Origin of the sequence: Pseudoalteromonas sp. CuT4-3 (assembly GCF_035666335.1) — a bacterium.
GTDB classification, from domain to species: Bacteria; Pseudomonadota; Gammaproteobacteria; order Enterobacterales; family Alteromonadaceae; genus Pseudoalteromonas; species Pseudoalteromonas atlantica.
The window spans coordinates 536849-558699 of record NZ_CP142031.1; the positions used below are offsets into that span (position 1 = coordinate 536849).

Genomic DNA, 21851 nt, shown 5'->3' on the forward strand with positions numbered 1-21851 from the left:
TAAAAGCACTACGTTTAAAAAGTAGCTACACACAGTGTCACTCTTACTAAGTTAATGCTAGTGTATAAATTACAACCATTTATCGTTTTTGTTGTTTAACCGTTAAGCTATGGAGTTGACTATGTCTAACTGGGTAGATGCAACCGTAAAAAAAGTAATATGGTGGAGCGATACACTTTTTAGCCTGGTAGTAAACGCAAGCGTAGAGCCATTTAAAGCGGGGCAGTTTACTAAGCTCTCGATTATGGAGGGCGATAAACGAATTGCTCGGGCATACTCTTATGTAAACGGGCCTAATAACCCCGATTTAGAATTTTACCTTATCAATGTAGAGGGCGGCTTATTATCGCCTAGATTGGCGCAATTAAAACCAGGCGACACTGTATTAGTAGAGCAACGTGCCACTGGCTTTTTTACCTTAGACGAAATACCGCCAAGCGAGCAGTTATGGATGCTAAGTACAGGCACTGCAATAGGGCCGTTTTTATCTATTTTGCAGCAACAAGAGGTATGGCAAAAATACACACAGATTAATTTAGTGCACGGCGTACGTTTTAATGCCGATTTAAGCTATCAAAATCTTATACATACCCTAATAAACGAACACCCTACACAACTTAACTACATTCCGGTTGTAAGCCGTGAGGAGCCACAGCAAGGCCTAAAAGGGCGTATAACTACAGCAATTCAAAACGGCGAGCTATTTAGTAAAGCCTCTAGAACCCCAAGCCCGAGTAATTCGCAATTTATGATTTGCGGTAACCCACAAATGGTAAAAGACACCACACAGTTACTTTTAGACAAAAGCTTTAAACGAAACCGTCGCAGAGACCCAGGGCACATAACGGTTGAGCAGTATTGGTAAAGTGTATAACAATCATTTAATTGCTACCCGAAAACGCTCAAATTTGTTATGTTGCAGCATTAACAGCGTTATATGTTCATATTAGGAAAGTTATGAAATCGTTATCTATTATTTTTGCCTCGCTTATTGCCACTGTTGCCCTGATCAGTTATGCAGCAGAGCAAACCGAAGAGACTCAAGAAGAGCAAAAAAGTACTGAGCAAGCGTCAAGCTCTACTCAAGCCAGCAATTCACCAACAAAAGCAAAAGATGAAAAGTTAAACACGCTTGAGTACCAAGCCCCAGAGCTTAAAACGCCAACAGTAGATACTACTAAACCTGACGACTCAAAAGTACTGGGTAGCGAAACCCCAAAACCGGTAGAAAAACCAAAAAACAAAGTAGAAAAAGCAGCAGCTGTGGCCGAGGCAGAAAAAGCGGTAACCCAAGCCAAAGAGGCATTAACCGCTAAGCAGCAAGCTAAAGCTAAGCAATCTCGAGAGTCGCTTGCTGTTGTAGAGCAACTAGTAGAAGCCTATAACGCACGTAATATTGAACAATTTATTCGTATGTACGATGAAGATGTAGAGTTTTATATTTTTCCTAATGAGCTATTATTTAAAGGAAAAGAAAAACTAATAGCCCGTTATGGCTTAATGTTTAAAAAATTAAAGTGCATTAATAGCTCGCCAATAAAGCGTATTGTGCACGGCGACATAGTAATAGACCACGAGCTATCAGAAACCTGTTCAACAGACGAAAACGTGGTAGATAAACGCTCTGAGTTAGTATCGAGCTACCAAATAAAAGACGGAAAAATAATCCGCGTATTATTTTTTAGATAATTATAAAAGGCATACTATGCAGTTAGCAGACGACAAAAAAATTCGCTTAATGTATCGCGTTGAGCCAGGGTGTTTAGGGCCGCAGGGCGCAGATCACATAGAAGACTTTTGTCGTTATGCTAATAAGCATATTAAATCACCTTATTACGGGCAATTTTTGTTTTTACCACGTTTTGATAAACAAAAAGATGAGCGTCAATACAGCGTAAAAAACCGCAACCTATCGCGAGTGCAAGCCAAGGCCTATTTAAACCATTTTGAAATTGATATAGATACCTTCGAAGAGCAACTCGACGAACTCCTCACCAAAGCCATCGATTTATACTTTAAACGATAATCATAAACGCCTGAATACAAGTTTTACCCTGTAGCTAATTTTGCCTGTAGACGCCTAGTTTGCTCAGGGAGGTGCGTATTTTCTCATTAATTGCCCCACAGAGGGCATTTCGCGCTAAACAGAGAAAACAGGCATTGGTGAGTTACTTCTTTGTGGTGAGATAATCACTTTTAAACAAAAGCTGTGCGCGTCTACCACTAAATTCAAATACTGTTTTGTAGACCGAATTCTTACTTATGTGATCATTTATTAAATCACTTATTCTCTAGCTCTAAAAGCGCAGCGTCTCTTAACCTCTTTGTGAATCATTGGCTTAACTTGTTTTCACCACAGAGGGCACAGAGGCGCTTCGCGCTACACAGAGAAAACACAGGTATTGGTGATTTATTTCTCCAGATTTTCTCCTGCTCTCCTCCTTCACTTCTCGGTGGAGACATAATCACTTTTAAACGAAAGCATGAGCTAACCACGTAGCAGCGAGTTTACCTCGCGTTTTATATTAAACTTTTTCGCGGCATAAAGCCGCTGCTACTGCTATTGTGGGCTTCGCACTTTACGCCAATAACGCGCCCACAAAACTCTAGCTACCCGCTACTATGGTATTAAAGCTGTCGTTGTCGTGTAGGCTAGCAAATGCACTTTCGTGTAGTAGCTCATTACGTAAGTTTGGCGAGTATTCAAGGGCCATTTTTATATCGGCTAATGCATCGGCATGTTTGTGTGTAAGTGCATACGCACACGCACGCTGCCAGTAGGCATAGCCGTAGTCGCTATCTATATCAATGGCTTGGTTACATAACTCAATGGCTTTGGCGGTTTCGTTTAGCTCTAATAATGCATCGGCTTTATAGGCAATGGCTTCTACATCTTCTGGCTTACGTTTTAAAATTTCGTCAAATATTTCTATTTTGTTTGCAAAGTCGCTTTCTAGGTTTGCGCGCATCCATAACGAGTGCACCTCGTTAGTGACCGATATACGCTCTTGGTTACTGAGTATTTCTTCTGAGCGTACACGCAGTTTTTCTTCAAGAATTTTTAAGCGATCTTCGTACTCGTCAGTGATCACACTGACACGCGTATTTACAATGTCTTCTACTTTATTTTTAACATCGCGCAGCGAGTTCCAGCCTACTAAAACCAAAATAGAGGCCGTAGCAGTAATAATAAAAAACACGTTATTAATAGTGTCGGTGGTGTAAATAAGCGCTCTGTCGGCGGTGTCTAACTGGGCGTGTGTAACTTGTTTTGTCACATCTTCGCGTAATTGTTGTTGGTCTTGGCGAACGGCTTTTAACTCATCAAGAATATAGCGTTCTAAAAGCGGTTTATACATGGGCTCATTTAATTGCGCTAACGCTTGTTGCTGTTGCTCTTCTGTTGGTGCAGCAGATTCTTGGGCATTAACAGTATTTAAAAGCGAAACAAAACAAACAAATAGAATAGTTATATAAAAACGCATGGGTACGCCTAGTTAATTATTAGTGACTAATCGCACTTTAACATGCAAGGCTTATTGGCACTAGGGCGTGTTGGCTTTGAACATTAAACAACTTAACAAAATCATACAACTGTTCACACAGCCTTAAAGGATTTTAAATTTTAGGCAAAAAAAAACCAGCCCAATGTGGGCTGGCAAAACTGCTTAAAACAACAATAAATTGTCGCAGGGAAATAACAGGAGTGAGTGGTCATAATAATCAAGTTAATCTGAACATTTACTTAATTATTCAAAATAGATTTCAATAAGTTATAAAGTAAAGGTGCATTGGGCTTAGTAATGCACCTTTATAAACAACTTTAATTTCATGGTGAAGGGGGGTATTCCAATGTGCGCTTAATTAAAAGCCACTTTCAAACCCTTCACATACCATTACGCGTTATCTATTTAATCCGATCACACTAATTGCGCTGTTTAAACTGTATTCATTAAACCAATGGTTTCAATCGATTTAATTCAAGTTAATACGCTGGCGAATGTAATATTAGGTGTCTATATTGTTTGAGCAGTAAATAAAAATTATGCACAAAATTAATAAACCTTAGCGTGCTACTTTAAATGTAAGCGCTGGGGCTTGAGTAAAATAGTTAAACTCTTCATTTAAAGTAAGGAGCTGAAAATGAGCAGCACTAAATCGGGTCAATGTCCCGTAATGCACGGTAGTAACTCAGTTATTTCTAAAGTAAACACAGATTGGTGGCCAAATACTCTAAATTTAGACATTCTTCATCAGCACGACACAAAATCAAGCCCCTACGGCACAGACTTTGACTACGCCGAAGCATTCAAATCTCTCGATTTAGACGCAGTAAAAGCAGACCTAAAAACCTTTATGACCGATAGCCAAGATTGGTGGCCTGCCGATTGGGGTCATTACGGCGGCTTAATGATCCGCATGGCATGGCACTCTGCGGGTACATACCGATTATCAGACGGCCGTGGTGGCGCAAGCACCGGCAACCAGCGTTTTTCGCCGCTAAATTCATGGCCAGACAACGCAAGCCTAGATAAAGCACGCCGCCTATTGTGGCCAATCAAGAAAAAATACGGTAACAAACTATCGTGGGCCGACCTATTTATTTTAGCCGGTAACATGGCATACGAATCAATGGGCCTAAAAATTTATGGCTTTGCGGGCGGCCGTGAAGACATTTGGCATCCAGAAAAAGACATTTACTGGGGCGCAGAAAAAGAATGGCTAGCACCGAGTGATGAGCGTTACGACAACGTAGAAAAGCCCGACACCATGGAAAACCCATTGGCTGCGGTACAAATGGGCTTAATTTACGTAAACCCAGAAGGCGTTAATGGTATACCCGATCCGCAAAAAACCGCGCAGCACGTCCGTGAAACATTTGCTCGCATGGCAATGAACGACGAAGAAACCGCAGCGCTTACTGTAGGCGGCCACACGGTAGGTAAAACCCACGGTAACGGTAAAGCTGAGCACTTAGGCCCAGAGCCAGAAGCGGCTGACGTACACGAGCAAGGCCTAGGCTGGAACAGCACTAAAGAAGGCGGCTTTGGTCGCAATACCGTAACGTCGGGGCTAGAAGGCGCGTGGACTACCCACCCTACAAAATGGGATAACGGCTACTGTCACTTACTATTAAACTACGAGTGGGAACTAACTAAAAGCCCAGCAGGCGCGCACCAATGGGAGCCTGTAAATATTAAAGAAGAAGATAAGCCGGTAGATGTAGAAGACCCATCAATTCGTTTAAACCCAATGATGACCGACGCCGATATGGCCATGAAGGTAGACCCAATCTACCGTAAAATTATTGAACGTTTTAACAACGACTTTGAGTATTTTTCTGATGTGTTTGCCCGCGCGTGGTTTAAACTTACGCACCGCGACTTAGGCCCTAAAGCGTGTTACTTAGGTAAAGATGTACCAAGCGAAGACCTAATTTGGCAAGACCCAATTCCAGCGGTTGACTACACCCTGTCTGATGACGAAATTAGCGAGCTAAAATCACAAATTCTTGATTGTGGCGTAAGCGCAACCGATTTAATTACTACAGCATGGGATAGCGCACGTACGTACCGAGGTTCAGACCGCCGTGGTGGTGCAAATGGCGCGCGTATTCGCTTAGCTCCGCAAAAAGATTGGCAAGGTAATGAGCCAGAGCGCCTAGCAAGCGTACTTAGTGCCCTTGAAAAATTTAGAGCAGGTTTAGCTAAGCCTATCAGTATTGCAGATTTAATCGTACTAGGTGGCACAGCTGCTGTAGAGCAAGCTGCAAAACAAGCTGGTGTTGATGTAACTGTACCGTTTGCGCCAGGTCGCGGCGATGCAACCGACGAAATGACCGATGCCGAGTCGTTCGAACCGTTAGAGCCAGTACACGACGGCTTTAGAAACTACCTTAAAGGCGACTTTAGCGTATCGCCAGAAGAGCTACTTTTAGAGCGTAGCCAGTTAATGGGCCTAACCGCACCAGAAATGACCGTACTGTTTGGCGGAATGCGCGTGTTAGGCACAAACTACGCAGGCAGCAAACACGGCGTATTTACCGACAACGTAGGTGCGCTTTCTACCGACTTTTTTGTAAACTTAACCGACATGGCCAATAACTGGAAACCGTCTGAGCCAGGTGTTTACAACATTGTTGAACGTAAAACAGGCACCATAAAATGGACCGCAACACGTATAGATTTAGTGTTTGGTTCAAACTCTATATTACGTGCACTAAGCGAATTTCACGCACAAGACGACAACAACGAACGTTTTGTACATGACTTCGTAAATGCATGGGTAAAAGTAATGAACGCTGACAGATTTGATCTTAAATAAATCAAAATTATAGGCACAAAGGGGAGCAACATAGCTCCCTTTTTTTATTATCTAAATTTTAGTTCGTGGCCTGTAGGCACCGAGCTTGTTCAGGGGTGATGTACAGCTTTTCATTAATTGTAAATTAAATACCACCTCCGAGGACACAGAGGCGCTTCGCGCTACACAGAGAAAACACGGTGATTGATGAGCAATTTCTCCTGCTCTTCTCCTTCACTTCTCGTTGGTGACATAATCACTGTTAAACAAAAGCAATGTGCGCCTAAAAACTATGAACTAACCACGTAGCAGGAGCTTACCTCGCGTTTGGTATTAAATTTTTTCGCGGCATAAAGCCGCTGCTACTCATTAATTCAACCACAGACGGGGATTGGTTAATCACTTCTTCTGTTCTTCTCGGTGGTTAATTTGGCTTGTAAGCGCGAGGCTTGTTCATACGAAAGGCAAAGCATCTCATTATTCAAACGATGTATTGCACAAAGAGAAAAAAATGAGGAGAAAATGAGGAGTGAAAGTTGTAGATACCATCTCTCATTTTAAGCTTCAAGGTCGTACTTAACTTTCTTGGAGCTTAAACTCTTCTTGGTTTTTTATTACACCAAAACATATATGAATGAGCTTTCTCATATTCGCACATACAGCTTGCATCGGTGTTTTACCGTTATTTATTAATGTTAACTTGTGTCGTTTTATTCTTTTATTCCATTGCCCAGCGACAATGGCTGCCATGTAGAGTTTACAGCGAATTCTGGCTGGCCCAAGTTTACTGATTGTTGTTCGCCCTTTTAATTTACCCGATTCATTGTGCCGTGGGATTAATCCACAATAAGCTGCTGCTTCTTTGGCTTTATTAAACTTTTTAGCCGCAAACAAATATGTCAGCTCTCTCGATAATACATGCCCAATGCCAGGTATAGACTCTAGTAGTTTCCTGTTTCTTTTTAAACCAGGCTCATTATCTATGTGATCATCAATGTCAGATTTAAGCTGTTTAATTTCGTCATCTAAAAATGCGATAGTCACTTTTATCGATTGGCGAACACGTGCTGAAACGTTGCTGAATTCACTTGCTTCTAATCGGTTAGCTTCTCGTTGCCGGTTACTCTCAAGCGCATCTAAACGACGGATAAGGGCTTTAAGCTCTCTAACTTCTAACGCTTCAGGTTGCCAATAATCAACGACTGCGTGCTTTGCACAGCCGTAGTGGGCAAGCATCGTTGCATCAGATTTGTCTGTTTTATGAATTATGTTTAACGCGTCAGCATACTTTTTCGCTTTGCCTGTATTCGCTAAAATAATATTAAAGCCTTGCTCATGTAAAAAATACATCAGTGCTTCATGATAAACACCCGTTGGTTCGAGGGTGATAACGAGCTCACTAGCAACGCTTTTAGTTGTATTTAAAAGCCACTTTTCTATTTTCTCAAAGTCTTGATGCTTGTTTTTAAAGACTTTTGTTTTAATCTTGTTTGTAAGCTGGTCTCTCAACCACGATAAATCAATTTTCTCTTTACTAATATCAATGCCGATAAACATCATCTCTACTTACTCCCCTTGTACATACAGCATCTACTTAAATAAAAGTGTGCTTGGATACCATTCAGTTTGTGAGAATAGAAAGTCAGGGCTTTATCTACGGAGCAGTATTAAATACTAGGCGCAAAGGCAAGCTCACTGACTTCGATGTGATAAATGATAGCTAATCATTTATCAACGAGAGATACAAGGCGCGAAGCTTGCTCGCGCAAGTTGCTAGTTGCTAGTTGCTTCTCTAAAGCGAAGCGCCTCTACACCTCTTTGTGATTGTATTGGTATAATATTTACGCGCTATCGCTCGTTACGCCAGCAAGCTGTGGGTCTACAAGGTAAGGTATGGCTCTGGTGTTAATGTTAACATTGTGGGCTCCGGGTTTGCTCAGTGTTGATGTGCTGCTTTTCATTAATTGTAAATTAAATACCACCACAGAAGCCACAGAGGCGCTTTGCGCTACATAGAGAAAACACGGTGATTGGTGAGCCATTTCTCCTGCTCTTCTCCTTCACTTCTCTGTGGCGACATAATCACTTTTAAACAAAAACAATGCGCGCTCGCATATTCAAACACCCACAAAAAAAGGCGCTAAACAGCACCTTTTTAAAATGGTTTAGGCTCTATTTTTAGTTTTTGAAACCTAAAAACTTATACCTAAAACAGACGCGATATAAAATCGCTGCTACAACTTAAGCGATTTTTTTCTCTTCTATGCTAGCTAGGTATTCGTCAAACGTACCTTGAAAATCAATGACCTGCTTGTCTTTAATATCAATAATGCGAGTAGCTAAAGACGATACAAACTCGCGGTCGTGGCTTACAAAAATAAGCGTACCCGCAAAGTCTTTAAGTGCATTATTTAGCGCTTCAATGGCTTCCATATCCATGTGGTTGGTTGGCTCGTCCATTACAAGTACGTTTACGTCTTGCATCATTAGCTTACCAAACAACAAACGGTTTTTTTCACCACCAGAACAGTTACGCGCTTTTTTGTTTGAATCGTCGGCAGTAAACAACAAACGCCCTAACATGCCGCGAACCATTAAATCGTTATGCTTGGCTGTACGCCATTGCGACATCCAATCAAATAACGTTAAATCGTTATCAAAATCTTTTGTGCTGTCTTGCGGGCAGTAGCCAAAGGTCGCATTTTCTGACCATTTAATTTCGCCTTCATTACTTTTAAGCTCGTTTACTAAACAGCGTAAAAAGGTGGTTTTACCCACACCGTTTTCGCCAATAACCGCAAGCTTAGCGCCAGCTTCTAGTAAAAAGTCGCCGCCGCTAAATAATGTTTCACCATCAAAACCGTGGCCAAGTTTATTAACTTCAAGCGCTTGGCGGTACATTTTTTTGCCTTCGTCAAAACTTAACGATGGGCTCATACGGCTTGACGCTTTTACTTCATCAAGCTTAATTTTATCCATTTTTTTAGCACGCGAACTGGCTTGTTTAGCCTTAGACGCGTTAGCACCAAAACGGTTAACAAAGTCTTGAAGCTCGTCAATCTCAGCGCTTTTTTTAGCGTTTTCGGCTAATAATTGCTCGCGCTGTAAGCCTGCTGCTTCTAAAAACTTTTCGTAGTTACCAGGGTAAATACGCAGCTCACCGTAATCAATGTCGGCCATGTGAGTACATACCGAGTTTAAAAAGTGGCGGTCATGCGAAATAATAATCATGGTGCATTTACGTTTATTAAGCTCATTAGCTAGCCACGTAATGGTATGAATATCCAAGTTATTGGTTGGCTCATCGAGTAGCAGTATGTCTGGGTTTGCAAACAGCGCCTGCGCTAAAAGCACACGTAATTTCCAACCTGGGGCAACGTTTGCCATTAACCCATAATGAAACTCTTTATCGATACCCGCTTCTAATAGTATTTCTTCAGCGCGGCTTTCGGCTGTGTAACCGTCCATTTCGGCAAAAACGCTTTCAAGGTCGGCCACTTTCATGCCGTCTTCTTCGCTCATTTCGGGTAATGAGTAAATACGGTCGCGCTCTTGCTTTACTTTCCAAAGCTCTACGTCACCCATAATTACGGCATCTACAACGCTGTATTGTTCAAACGCAAACTGGTCTTGGCTTAGGTTACCTACTTTAAGCCCTGGCGTAATCGACACATTACCCGCACTTGGCACAAGCGCTCCACTTAAAATTTTCATGAAGGTCGACTTACCACAGCCGTTAGCGCCAATTAAACCGTAACGGTTACCGTTACCAAATTTAGCTGAAATGTTTTCAAACAACGGCTCTGCGCCAAACTGCATCGTAATATTTGCGGTGGAGATCAAAAAGTTAGTCCTAGAATGAGTACTGACAGGGGCCAACTGCAGCAAAACGCCACAAACAAGACCAAGCAATAGGGTAAATTAGCTGGCGAATTATACAGATCCCCCCATGGTAATGAAAGGTAAAAGATACATACCTAAAATGGCAGCACGTTGGGCTATGAATCTATATAAGTGTAAAGCCGCGGGTTAATAGGATTTGTAAATGCGCTCTATGGCCGCTTTATTATTTTTAATAAGGCCATTAATTACAGCTACTTCGTCAAGCGTGACCGACTGTTTACTCATCATAAAATGTACGCCATTAACATTAATAGCTGGCGCCGTTTTTACCGGCAAAATGGTGCTGTAGCGCTTAGCAAAATATTTTGCGACAACAGAGTCGTCAATCACGTAATCAACTCGTCTTTTGTTTAGCATACCAAAGCGCGTATTTGCATCTGCGGTCAGTACTATTTGGTTGGGGTAGTGTTTTCTTATTTTTTCAAACTCAGCGCCAAAAAAGCTGCCTCTGTTAACGCCAACAATAAAGCCACGTTCAAAAAGCGCCGCCAAATTAATTACATCTTTGGCGTTTTCATGCTTATAAAGCAGCATAACTTCATCGCGATAAACATCAGTAAAATAAGAGTACTCGGCGCGCTCTTTTGTATAACTTGCCGCAAAGGTAATATCAATATGGCCTGTTTTTAGCTCTTGCTGAACCCGTGATAAGCTCGGAAAATAAACCCACTCAATACAAAAAGGCGAATTTTTAAAAACAGCGTTAACCGTATCTACCTCTGCGCCTACAAAGGCATTGCCTTGTTTAATTAAATAGGGCGCCCAGTTGGTTTCGTTGGTGCCCATTTTTAACGTTTTAGTGCATGCCAGCACATTAAATTGCGCAACCAAAACTATAAACGCTAACAGTAACATCTTCATAAAACGTCCTTTTATACCAATCCGCATAATTAAGTGATCTATTTTGAGGATGGATAAACGTGTTGATAGCAAGGCAAAAAATTCGCTATTTAGTTGTTCTAAATGAGAATTTTTTAACGCAGATAGCGACACATTTAGCCCCTGAAAATGATTAAGTATTAATGTGGGTTGGTATTATTACTTAAATAACGCCTTAATCGCCGCTTTATTTTTTACAATATGCGCATTAATAGTGTTAACTTCTTCTAAAGAAATCGTTTTTTTGCTCATCATAAAATGCACATTATTTACGTTAATAGGCGCTACTTGCTCAACGGGTAAAATAGCCGTGTATTTGTTAGCAAAATGGTGCGCCACTAACGAATCGTCTACTACAAAATCTACCCGCTTTTTATTTAATAAAGCAAAGCGTTTATCGGCATCGCTGGTAAGTACTATTTGCTTGCTATATTTATCACTTAACGTTTTAAACGAGTGCCCTAAAAAGCTGCCGCGATTAACGCCGGCTGTTAAGCCCTTTTTAAATAACTGCTCTAACGAACTAATATTTTCCGAGCCAGCATGTTTGTACAACAACATTACCTCTTCTCGATAAGGCAAACTAAAGTGGGCGTAAGCTTGGCGCTCACGGGTTTTACTTGCTGCAAACATTAAATCTACACGGCCGTGTTTTAGCTCTTCTAAGGCGCGTAAGGAGTTAGGTAATAACGTAAAATTTATACAAAAAGGGGAGTCTTTAAAAATGGTTTTAATTATATCTATTTCAACACCCGTTATCGTATTGTTTTTTAGTACCACATACGGCGGCCAGTAGCGCTCGTTAGTGCCTACATTAATTGTTTTATCGCATGCTTGGGCTTTAGCGCTAAATAACCCCAAACACGTTACCCACATCAATAAAAACACACGCGTACAGCTCAAAACATTCATTCAAACAGCGCCTTAAGTGCCGCTTTATTTTTAGTTATATGCGCGTTAATAATTTTAACCTCATCGGGCGTTACTGTTCTTTTGCTCAGCATTAAGTGTATTTGGTCTTTATTAATAGCGGGTATAGTTGGCGCTTTCATTAAGCTGTTACCACGCTTACTTAAATAATTGCCTACTAGCTCGTCTTCTATTGCGTAATCTATACGCTGTTTATTAAGCATTTCAAAGCGCTTACTGGTTGCGCTGGTGTACTCTATTTGTTTTTTATGGCTTTTTTTATACTGCTCAAACTCTTCGCCGTAATAACTACCAAAGTTAGCGCCTATGGTTAAACCTTGGTTAAAAATATCAGCTAAGTTTTTAACCTTGTGTTGATTGTTTTTGTTTTCGTATAAACGCATTACCTCGGTGCGGTAGGCCTTTGTAAAATGAGCATATTTAGCCCGCTCATTGGTGTAACTTGCCGCCCAGCCTATGTCTATTCGGCCATGGCGCAGCTCGGTAAAAGCCCGTTTAGAATTAGGCAGCATTTTTATTTCAAAACAAAAAGGCGAGTCTTTAAAAATAACAGTTAACGCATCCACCTCTTTACCCTGTAACTGGCCGCTAATGCCCATTACATACGGCGGCCAAAAAGCATCATGCGAGGCAACGCTAAGCGTTCTTTCGCAGGCAAACACACCCCAAGAGGTACTAAACAACACACACAATAGTAAGGTTATTAATTTATTCATTAAGACTCTGAGGTAAGCTTTTTTTGTACGTTATTAAAACAGTATAACCTAGCAAAATAATATAATGGTGAAGGAATCATTAAAGTTGTAAAAAAATGTATCTAAAAAGGAGAGGGTTAAGGTTTTAAGGAGATAATTATTGCTAAATTCAATACAAACAGCGTATTAAGCTAAAAAAACCTACTTATAAGTTCTTTAATTTATCGGCTTGTTCCTGTAGATTAAACAAACATGAATGCAGTATTAACGTTGCGAACTCGCAAAAGCCAAGGAGCGGTATAAGCAGTGCCCAATACCACACTAAATTATTATAACCAAAATGCACAAACCTTTAGCGATTCAACACTTAATGTTGATATGTCGGCGCTTTACCGTGAGTTTTTACCTTATGTTGTCCAAAATGGCCATGTGCTAGATGCAGGTTGTGGCTCAGCTCGCGATGCTGCCTATTTTAAAAGCCAAGGCTTTAGTGTGTCGGCTTTTGATGCGAGCCCTGCACTTGCAGAGCTTGCAAGCAGTTACTTACAACAACCAGTAGAGGTTAAAACCTTTCAAGAGCTTGAGTGTGTTAATAAATACGACGGCATTTGGTGCTGCGCTAGTTTGTTACATGTGCCAAAGGCCGAGCTTCCTCAAGTATTTTTAAACCTGCAAAATGCACTCAAACCCAATGGCGTTTTATATGTATCGTTTAAATACGGCACGCAAGAGCGCGAACATAATGGCCGTGAATTTAGCGATTTAACCGAGCAGTTATTAAGTAGTTTATTAAATCAACACACGCAATTAAGCATAATTAAGCACTGGCAAAGTGTTGATCAGCGCCCAGGGCGTGAAAGCGAAGTGTGGCTAAATGCATTGATAACGCATAGCAAAGCGAAATTATAAGTGAATAGTTTTAGCGAACATCAACACCTGCAAAATAATAACCAACAACTTATTACGGGTGATAATGACCCGTTATTACCTAATCTTGTGCATGCCATAAACAACGCCACTGAGATTGAAATTACAGTTTCATTTATTCAGCCAAGTGGCTTAGCACTCTTGTTCGACCCACTAAGCGAAGCGTTACAAAGCGGCGCAACGCTTAAGCTACTTACCTCAGACTACCTCGATATTACTCATCCTAATGCATTGAGAGAACTCATGGCATTAGTAGATCGGGGCGCCGATGTGCGTATTTACCAAACGCACAGTAATCAAAGCTTCCATATGAAGTCGTATATTTTTGTCAAAACAAACGACCAAAACGAGATTACTGATGGCTGCGCCTTTATTGGCTCGAGTAATATTAGTGCCAGCGCATTGACCGAAGGGCACGAGTGGAATTTTAGACATGATTATACACAGCCAAAAACAAGCCAAGCAGCGAAGCAGTTTTTAAGTATACGCACAGCTTTTGAAAATATTTTTAATCACGAATTTGTTACTCATCTAAGCCATGAGTGGATTAATAGCTACATCACTAGGCGTAAAATACAGCAGCTTGTATCGGTAAACCATACCGATACAGCTGAGCAAGTTATTGAAAAAAATGAAGCTAAAACACCAAGGCTAGCTCAAATTGAAGCGCTTAATGCGCTAGCGCAAACCCGTACTGAGGGTTTCAAACGTGGCTTAGTGGTTTTAGCAACGGGTATGGGTAAAACATGGTTAAGTGCATTTGATGTAAAACAATTCAAAGCTAAACGTGTTTTATTTGTAGCACATCGCGAAGAAATACTTTTGCAAGCACAGCGAACATATTCTGAATTGCTCACTCTATCTACTGGGTTTTATAACGGTAAACAGCGAGACAAAAACGCTGAGTGTTTATTTGCCTCTATTCAAACTATTGGTCGTAGCAATCACTTAAAGCAGTTTGCACCAAAAGCATTTGATTACCTTATTGTTGACGAATTTCATCATGCAAGTGCACGCGTATATCGTCAGCTTTTAAACTACTTTGAACCCCAATTTTTACTTGGTTTAACCGCTACACCAGAGCGTACCGACCAAGCCGATATTTTAGGTTTATGCGACAATAACCTAGTATTTGAGCGTAACTTAACGCAAGGAATAGACCAAAAAACGTTAGTGCCATTTCATTACTACGGTATTTGGGATGAAAACGTAAACTACCAAGCTATTCCGTGGCGTAATGGTCGCTTTGACCCATCTGCACTTGAAAACAAATTTGCAACCCAAAAACGAGCAGACCACGCACTTTTACAGTGGCAGCAATACAAACAACAGCGTACGCTAGGCTTTTGTATTTCCACCAAACATGCCGATTACATGGCTGATGCGTTTAATAAAGCGGGTGTAAAAGCGCTATCAGTGCATAGCCAGTCAAAAGTACGCCGTAATGATGCACTAAAACAATTAGAACAGCGTCAAGTTGAAGTATTATTTACCGTTGATTTGTTTAACGAAGGGACTGATTTACCAAGTATTGATACCATATTAATGCTGCGCCCAAGCGACTCTAAAATACTATTTTTACAGCAATTAGGGCGGGGTTTACGCACACTCGAAGGTAAAACACATTTAGTGGTGCTTGATTTTATTGGTAATCACCACAGCTTTTTAAATAAACCCTATGCACTACTACATGAAACCACGCTAAGTGGTGTAGTTAAAAAGCTTAAAAAGCCCGACCTTGCTGATGGCTGCTTTATAAATATTGACTTAAAAGTTACCAACTTTTGGCAGCAGCTAGCCAAGATACAACGCACCACAGCGTTAGAAGATATAACACAGCTTGCCGAGCAACTAGGTCATTTACCTACATTAAGTGAGTTTTACTACCACTACGGCGATATAAAAAAGGTAAACAACAACTACATTAGTTGGTTTGATCTAATTGCCAAAACACAAAATATTGATGACGAAGCACAGCAAAGTTCCAAACAATTAGCACCGTTTTACGACTTTTTACACAAGGGCATACAAACAACCAGTATGACCAAATGCTTCAAAGCTATTTTGCTTGAGGCGTATGTCGCTTTAAACGGTTTTGCTAAACCCCCAACAGTTGCAGAACTTGCGGCTATGAGTGCTAAGATTTTAGCGCGCCATCCAAACTTAAAGCAACACGATTTACCGATTAAAGAACAGCACGCAGCTGCAAATTCCCAAACATGGCTAAGCTACTGGCGTAAAAATCCAATTAAAGCCTATACCAATAAAAATAAAGACGGCACACAATGGTTTACCTTACAAAACAACACCGTAAAGGCCACGTTTGACGTACCCGCAGAAAAACGCGAATTACTAAACAGCGCCGTGTTAGAGCTGGTTGAATACACCTTAGCCAAATACAACCAGCGCCTAAAAGTAAAAACGCCAACCACGAAACAAAATACAGAGCAAAAAGCTGACAATGTAACTCAGTTAGCGTTCAAAGATCTTGCTGATACAGCAAACGAGCAAAATAGCGCATTAAAACTGCCGTACTTCCCTAATATTAAAATAGCCTGCGGACATTTTAAAACAGGCGATAGCAGCGATGTTGAATATTTAGATGCGCCATTTGGTGCAGGCAAGCTTGATCCAAACGTGCATTTTTTAGCACGTGCATCGGGTAACTCTATGAACGGCGGTAAAGCCCCAATACTTGATGGCGACTTATTGTTACTTGAGCTTATAACTTCCGATAGAGCTGGATCACTTCGCGGCCAAATAGTCGCGATAGAGCGAGACGATATAAGCGGAGACGGGCAGTATTTACTGCGCAAAGTTAATAAATTACCAAACGGGCAATATGAGCTAATCGCTCAAAACCCTGATTACGAGGTAATGATTGCAGATGAAAGCATGCGAACGTTCGCACGGTTTAAACAAGTGGTTTTGTAGTCGCGATTTTATATCGCGTTTTAACGTGTAGACGTGCAGCTTGCTGGCGTTAAAAGCGAAGCTTTTAAGTTTTTAGGTCGTGCCGTAGGCGGGAGTTTACCTCGCGCTTAAATTGTAGATCGTGCTTTAGCGCGTCAATGTAATCGATAATATTAGGGATTGTGAAGGGATTTAAAAACCTCTATTCGAGGCTTTATCGCGTTGGCGATGGCAACCAAAGAGAGGCTGCCGCCGACCTCTCTCTGGACTCTCTCGGCGCACCCGAGGATCACACTATGTCCTCAAGCTACAAATTGATGTGAACGTAAACGCCGTGTATTCGCCGTCCATGGCGAAGTCACGGCTTAACTTGCATCCATGCAAGTGATTACTCATCAATTTATACCTTTCGGGTGTGATCACGGGGAGTTGGAGTGTGTTGGTAGATTGGCTTTCTGAGGTAAAGATTTGTGACTATATCTAGTTTGTATAAGCGAGTAACTTTAATATGAGTAATGCATCATCTAAAAGCATTTTGCACGATGCGACACCCTCTTGGAATGGTTATAACTACCAAGGAAAAGTAGGCCTCTATGTTTGTTTAGTAAATATTCTTAATGAAGGCCGTGCAGGAGTTGATTTATCTGCTTTCGATACCTTCCTAGATGAGCACCATATTGAGTATGAATGGATTGAAGATTTTGCCATTAAAAGAGGTGAGGATTATTTATCTCTTCACCAAGTAAAACATAAAGGCGAAAATAAATTTAAAGACCATGTTGAAGCTATCGCAACAATTTTACATCGAAAGAATGGTGTACTGCCAGACACTGATATCTTTAAATACTTTACATTTAGAAGCAAAAAAAAAGGTGATAGTGCAGCTGAAAAAGAGAAGCTAAAAGCAGAAATAACTAAATTTATGCTGGTTAATGATAAAGGTTTATTAGATAGTAATTGGAAAGCTAATATTCAATCTGCCAATATTGAGTACCGCAGTAATCTTACAAAATGTATTACCGATTTTGAATCACTTTCGCAAAAGATATTTAGCATCTCAACCACCTACTTTCATACTGCAGATGAAGTTGAACCACCTCTGGAAAGTATTACCAATATTGCAGGTATACCAAGCCATCTAATTCCAAATTTAGTTCAGCCGATGAGCCTTTCTTGCCAACAGGTTTTTCTTAGTTTTGATAACTCTAAAGTTTACAAGCTTGCACTATCTGATGATGCACTGAATCTGGAGCTAGATACTCTAATAAAGGAACTTTTAGCATTATTTCATCCTGGAGAAGCTTTTTCAGGAGAAGATATTAAATTATATAAAACAGCTTTATGTGCTTTGATTGATCAAAACTTAGTTATAAGACATAAACACATTAGAGATAAGCAGGATAATCACCTTCCTTACTTGCAAAGGACTAAGCCAAGTATTTCTTTTAATGAAATTGTACAAGAGTTAAAAAAAACTTATCGAGTTCAAGATGCTGCTTATTGGAATCAAGTTTGTCGGGAAAACTTTGAAAAAGCTTATAAAGAACAGCTTGATGAGCTCTATGATGACATTAAATATTCGACATCTGATGAAGATATCGAAGAATATCATCACTATATTGCGAGGTTAGAATCTGTGCGAATCAATATTATCGATAATTACTTTCCTAGCGAATGCGTCAGTTTCTTACGGAAAATATATCCTCATACCATAAAAAATACCAATATTCGTGAGTTTTATGAGGCAATATCAGAGCCACAAAAAATTAAGAGTGTTTTTCTAGATTTTATTCAAGAAGTTAAAAAACCATCAGGGAAATTAACACTTGCATGCAAAAATGACATTTTTGAATTTCAACCGAGCTGTATTGACTTCAATTTTACAAGGGGAAGGCGGAAAGATAGGGCGATAGATACAGTCAGGAAAGGGTTGGCTGACAATTATGGCAACCAATCGTTTATTCTTTCCAATGTTGATTACATTGTAGTTAACTCGACTGATGCTGAAGATGTTATTCCTGCAGGTATCGAGAAGATAACTCAGGTCGAAAGTTATGAACATACAAACTCAAATCTAAAAAGTTCAGACAAAATCACTCAACAGAAGGAAGTCAGCTTTATGGATAGTCGTAAAGCATTAGGAGAAATTAATGGATAAGTTATTTGATAACTTGATGGAACGACTTTTCATTGAATCTAACTTTTCTTTAACAAGATCAGAGTATGTTGAAGAAGATTATAAATGTTCAACTTTGCTTTATATTGGCCAAAATCAACAAGGCGATTATTTCATCTACCTCCAATTGCCTGAAAGATTACTGCCTTATGTTAACAATGACATTCAAATAAGATTAGCAACGTTGATTAAAAATCAAGCTAATGTTTTTGAGAAAATGACGGATGGTGAAGTGAAGATATCATCTTCATTTGATAAAAATGCAACTTTAATTATTTTCACTACGCATGAAGCTAGTGTTAATGAAAATGTAGTGAAGCAAGCTATTTCAATTGAAGAAGATCCTTACTTCTTCAAGAAACAAGTTTTATTGATATCTGATAAAGAGACTCCAACCCTTGCAATTAATTTTTCTGAAAATAAAGATAGTTTTATTGCTTATGTGCAACGTTTAATTTCAGATACAGAGCGGTTTAATGAGTTTACCAGTTCTAATTTGTTTGGGCTAACAGATAAGGGAGTTGAATATTCCTTTATTGCTAGGCTTTATGAAAAAGTTCCTTTTTTGTCTTTAATGGTTACTCCTTCTAATCAGGAAGTCTTACAACAAAAAATAGATGATAAGTTAACTGCTGAGCAGTTAAGAGAGTGCGAAAAATTGCTAGATCTTGATTTAAATGATCTTGAAAGCTGGGTTACTGAACTTGTGAAGGAAGATAAAAGTAATGATTAAACTAGGAAGGATGCTAATTGATAACTTTAAATCTTTTAAAGAACCGGTTGAGTTTGATTTCACTGGTAATGATCTAGTTCTTTTTGATGGTCCAAATGGTTTTGGAAAGACAACAATTTTTGATGCTATTGAACTTTGTTTTACTGGAAAGATATCTCGAGTTAAGCATACTGACTCAAAGAACAAAGAAGATCATATTCTTAAGGGAGATAATAGTAAGTCAACGACTATTCAGTTAGAGCTTTTGGATGATACAAGTACCTTACTAGTTATTGGTATTCATATACCTGCAAATATCTCAGGCGAAGCAGGAAGGGTAGCAAAATATCAAAATGCCATTGAGCGTTTTGAAGCTGAGATGTGGCAGAATGAAGCTGTTTTTCGTGAGTTAAGTAAAAAGAAGCTGGATGAAGGCAAATTAAATAATTTATTAGAGAATGAAAAATTAGAGAAAACTTTTACTTTGTTTAATTACATCCAACAAGAAGAGACGTGCCACTTCTTAAAACTTGATGAAAGTAAACGCCACCAAGAAATAAGTTACCTGTTTGGTACGATAGAAGAAAAAAATAAAGCAGATAAATTAGATGTACTTTCAGCCAAGCTGAAGAAAACAATAGATGACTATACTCCCTTAATCAAAAAAGAAGAAGGAGAGTTAGTACAGCTATCAAAGCCGACTACTGAGGCTGAAGATTCTGAAAGCATACTTAGCAGTGGGAAAATTGCTCTATTTAGTGATTTATCATCTAGCACTTTAGAGCAGCTTGAAGCTTATAAAAATAGTTTAGAGGGTGTTGAGTGGCTTATAAAAAATAATTCAGCTTATGAAAAGCTAAAATTTAATTATTTTTTGAATAAAATGACAACAGAGCGGATTGAACAACTCGAGAATTATTTAAAAGTTGGCTTAGTTGAAAATTATGAAGAGCTAACAAAAAAGCTAAATAAACATAGCTTGATTTGGCGCAAGGCGAAGAAAAAAGCTGATGTCTATAGTAAGTTAATTAGATTGTTTGATGATAAACCAAATAGCCTTAGCGAAGATATTTTAGATATTTACAAAGAAAATTTTTCTTCAAGCTATGATGTATTCACAACTGATATAGCTACATTTTTAAGCTTATCTAAGTCAAATAGTTCGCTGGGCTCTTTGCTTATTAAAATTGATGACAGTCGTAAAAATTTATTATCTCACTACAAAGAACATATTGGCTACGATGAAGCAAAAGAATATCAAGATATACCTTGTCCACTATGTGGTGATATGAAACCAACAGGACAAGCTTTACTTGATGAATATGAAGAACAATCGAAGTTTTTCTCTGATCAATTAGGAGATAATGACAAGTTACTTAAGATAATAACTGAAAAATTAATAACAGGCCTTATTGTCCCTTCTATTACTAAAATGCGAAACTACCTGTCTAAGTATCAAAATTACTTAAACTTTGATTTAAATCGTGTGAATAAACATAAAAATATAGAAAAGTCCGATTTCGAAACTATGACTAAAATAAGAACATGGCTTGAATCCAATATTGGCGATTGCACACGTTTTATTGATAACAAACTACTTGTAGTTAATCAAAATTATGATGAAACCCAAGAGCAGCTCATTACTTTTATTAATAGTCATAAAAAGCAACTTTCAAATGAGCCGTTAAAAGAGTATCTACAATTAAAACAGGATCTAAAAACGTTAGGTTTAGAGTTTGATGAATATGAAAAGTTGTCTATTGATTTGAATGATATTGACAGGGACTTTTCACTATTAACTCGATTGATTTTGCAGCAAAGCTCCTCATCTTACAAAGCAAAAAGTTTAAAGGTATCTCAATTAAAAGCTAAATTAGAAAAGTTAAAGCTAAAAAGGAAAGAAATAACGGCAATTAGTAAGGTCTATAGAGATGAAATTAAAGCTTATGAAAAAGGTGTAGCAAAACATATTGCAATACCGCTTTTTGTTTATAGCTCTAAAATATTACAGTCTCGTCCTGAGGGGAGCGGTATATTTTTAATTACTCCCACTAAAGGAAACGAAAAAGGCTTTATGAAGTTTAGCGCTACACCTAATGATAGTCATGATGCATGGAATACAATGAGTTCTGGGCAGCTGGCAGGTGTTGTTATCTCGTTTATGCTCGCTATGAATAAAGTTTACCCTTCTAAGTTATCTACTTTGATGATTGATGACCCAGTTCAAACTATGGATGAAGTTAACATGGCTTCTTTTGTGCAAATGATGAAATACGAGTTTCCTGAATTGCAAATTCTGTTGTCAACTCATGAGAGTAAAGTCGCGAATTACTTTCATTATAAGTACAGTCAGGCCGGTTTAAAGTCTTTTCCTATAAATATGAAGAATAAGAGGCTGGAATCTATCAATTAA

At 39.3% G+C, this 21851-nt stretch carries 16 protein-coding genes; 9 read left to right on the forward strand and 7 right to left on the reverse strand.

The annotated features are described in order from the left end of the window. The first annotated feature begins 121 nt into the window (after positions 1 to 121). The 3 genes from VOI46_RS19325 (at position 122) to VOI46_RS19335 (ending at position 2026) form a co-directional block, all read left to right on the forward strand. On the forward strand, positions 122 to 865 hold the full coding sequence (locus VOI46_RS19325; RefSeq protein ID WP_282337965.1) for a ferredoxin--NADP reductase: 744 nt from the start codon (positions 122 to 124) through the stop codon (positions 863 to 865). Between the two features lie 92 nt (positions 866 to 957). After that, a complete protein-coding gene (locus tag VOI46_RS19330; protein WP_029773547.1) occupies positions 958 to 1689 on the forward strand; it encodes a nuclear transport factor 2 family protein in 732 nt (243 codons plus the stop codon). A 16-nt stretch (positions 1690 to 1705) separates the two neighbouring features. Further along, positions 1706 to 2026: a hypothetical protein gene (locus VOI46_RS19335; protein ID WP_004589283.1), complete on the forward strand. Its 321-nt coding sequence runs from the start codon at positions 1706 to 1708 to the stop codon at positions 2024 to 2026. A 580-nt stretch (positions 2027 to 2606) separates the two neighbouring features. On the opposite strand, the gene VOI46_RS19340 is transcribed toward VOI46_RS19335, so the two are convergent. Next, complete coding sequence (locus tag VOI46_RS19340; RefSeq protein WP_024032988.1) at positions 2607 to 3485, reverse strand: tetratricopeptide repeat protein; 879 nt, start codon at positions 3483 to 3485, stop codon at positions 2607 to 2609. A 658-nt stretch (positions 3486 to 4143) separates the two neighbouring features. On the opposite strand from VOI46_RS19340, the gene katG reads away from it, so the two are divergent. Then, positions 4144 to 6324 (forward strand): catalase/peroxidase HPI, encoded by a 2181-nt coding sequence (gene katG / locus VOI46_RS19345; RefSeq protein WP_282337964.1) that lies wholly within the window; start codon positions 4144 to 4146, stop codon positions 6322 to 6324. Positions 6325 to 6879: 555 nt separating this feature from the next. Here the strand turns inward: katG and VOI46_RS19350 are convergent. The 6 genes from VOI46_RS19350 to VOI46_RS19375 all read right to left on the reverse strand — a co-directional run bounded on the left by VOI46_RS19350 (position 6880) and on the right by VOI46_RS19375 (position 12731). Beyond that, entirely contained in the window at positions 6880 to 7863 is a 984-nt protein-coding gene (locus tag VOI46_RS19350; RefSeq protein WP_096739135.1) for an IS110 family transposase, read from the reverse strand. 281 nt (positions 7864 to 8144) lie between these two features. Next, positions 8145 to 8345 (reverse strand): hypothetical protein, encoded by a 201-nt coding sequence (locus VOI46_RS19355; RefSeq protein WP_282338353.1) that lies wholly within the window; start codon positions 8343 to 8345, stop codon positions 8145 to 8147. A 199-nt stretch (positions 8346 to 8544) separates the two neighbouring features. Then, entirely contained in the window at positions 8545 to 10146 is a 1602-nt protein-coding gene (locus tag VOI46_RS19360; protein ID WP_083901829.1) for an ABC-F family ATPase, read from the reverse strand. A 186-nt stretch (positions 10147 to 10332) separates the two neighbouring features. Next, positions 10333 to 11067 (reverse strand): transporter substrate-binding domain-containing protein, encoded by a 735-nt coding sequence (locus VOI46_RS19365; protein WP_282338352.1) that lies wholly within the window; start codon positions 11065 to 11067, stop codon positions 10333 to 10335. Positions 11068 to 11244: 177 nt separating this feature from the next. After that, positions 11245 to 11997, reverse strand: a complete 753-nt coding sequence (locus VOI46_RS19370; protein WP_282338351.1) for a transporter substrate-binding domain-containing protein — start codon at positions 11995 to 11997, stop codon at positions 11245 to 11247. Beyond that, the gene (locus VOI46_RS19375) at positions 11994 to 12731 is read right to left on the reverse strand and encodes a transporter substrate-binding domain-containing protein (protein WP_282338350.1); all 738 of its coding nucleotides are present in this window, start codon (positions 12729 to 12731) and stop codon (positions 11994 to 11996) included. Before VOI46_RS19375 ends, VOI46_RS19370 begins: the two co-directional genes overlap by 4 nt. A 285-nt stretch (positions 12732 to 13016) precedes the next feature. Here VOI46_RS19375 and VOI46_RS19380 point away from each other — a divergent pair, with 285 nt between their 5' ends. The 5 genes from VOI46_RS19380 to VOI46_RS19400 all read left to right on the forward strand — a co-directional run bounded on the left by VOI46_RS19380 (position 13017) and on the right by VOI46_RS19400 (position 21851). Then, positions 13017 to 13619 (forward strand): class I SAM-dependent methyltransferase, encoded by a 603-nt coding sequence (locus VOI46_RS19380; RefSeq protein ID WP_282338349.1) that lies wholly within the window; start codon positions 13017 to 13019, stop codon positions 13617 to 13619. After that, entirely contained in the window at positions 13620 to 16571 is a 2952-nt protein-coding gene (locus tag VOI46_RS19385) for a DEAD/DEAH box helicase family protein (RefSeq protein WP_282338348.1), read from the forward strand. A gap of 487 nt (positions 16572 to 17058) precedes the next feature. Beyond that, on the forward strand, positions 17059 to 18708 hold the full coding sequence (locus VOI46_RS19390; RefSeq protein ID WP_324738287.1) for an ABC-three component system protein: 1650 nt from the start codon (positions 17059 to 17061) through the stop codon (positions 18706 to 18708). Next, positions 18701 to 19459, forward strand: a complete 759-nt coding sequence (locus VOI46_RS19395; protein ID WP_004589158.1) for an ABC-three component system middle component 1 — start codon at positions 18701 to 18703, stop codon at positions 19457 to 19459. The genes VOI46_RS19390 and VOI46_RS19395 overlap by 8 nt, the downstream gene beginning before the upstream one ends. Beyond that, positions 19452 to 21851, forward strand: coding sequence for an AAA family ATPase (locus tag VOI46_RS19400; RefSeq protein WP_004589159.1), 2400 nt, complete (start codon positions 19452 to 19454; stop codon positions 21849 to 21851). The genes VOI46_RS19395 and VOI46_RS19400 overlap by 8 nt, the downstream gene beginning before the upstream one ends.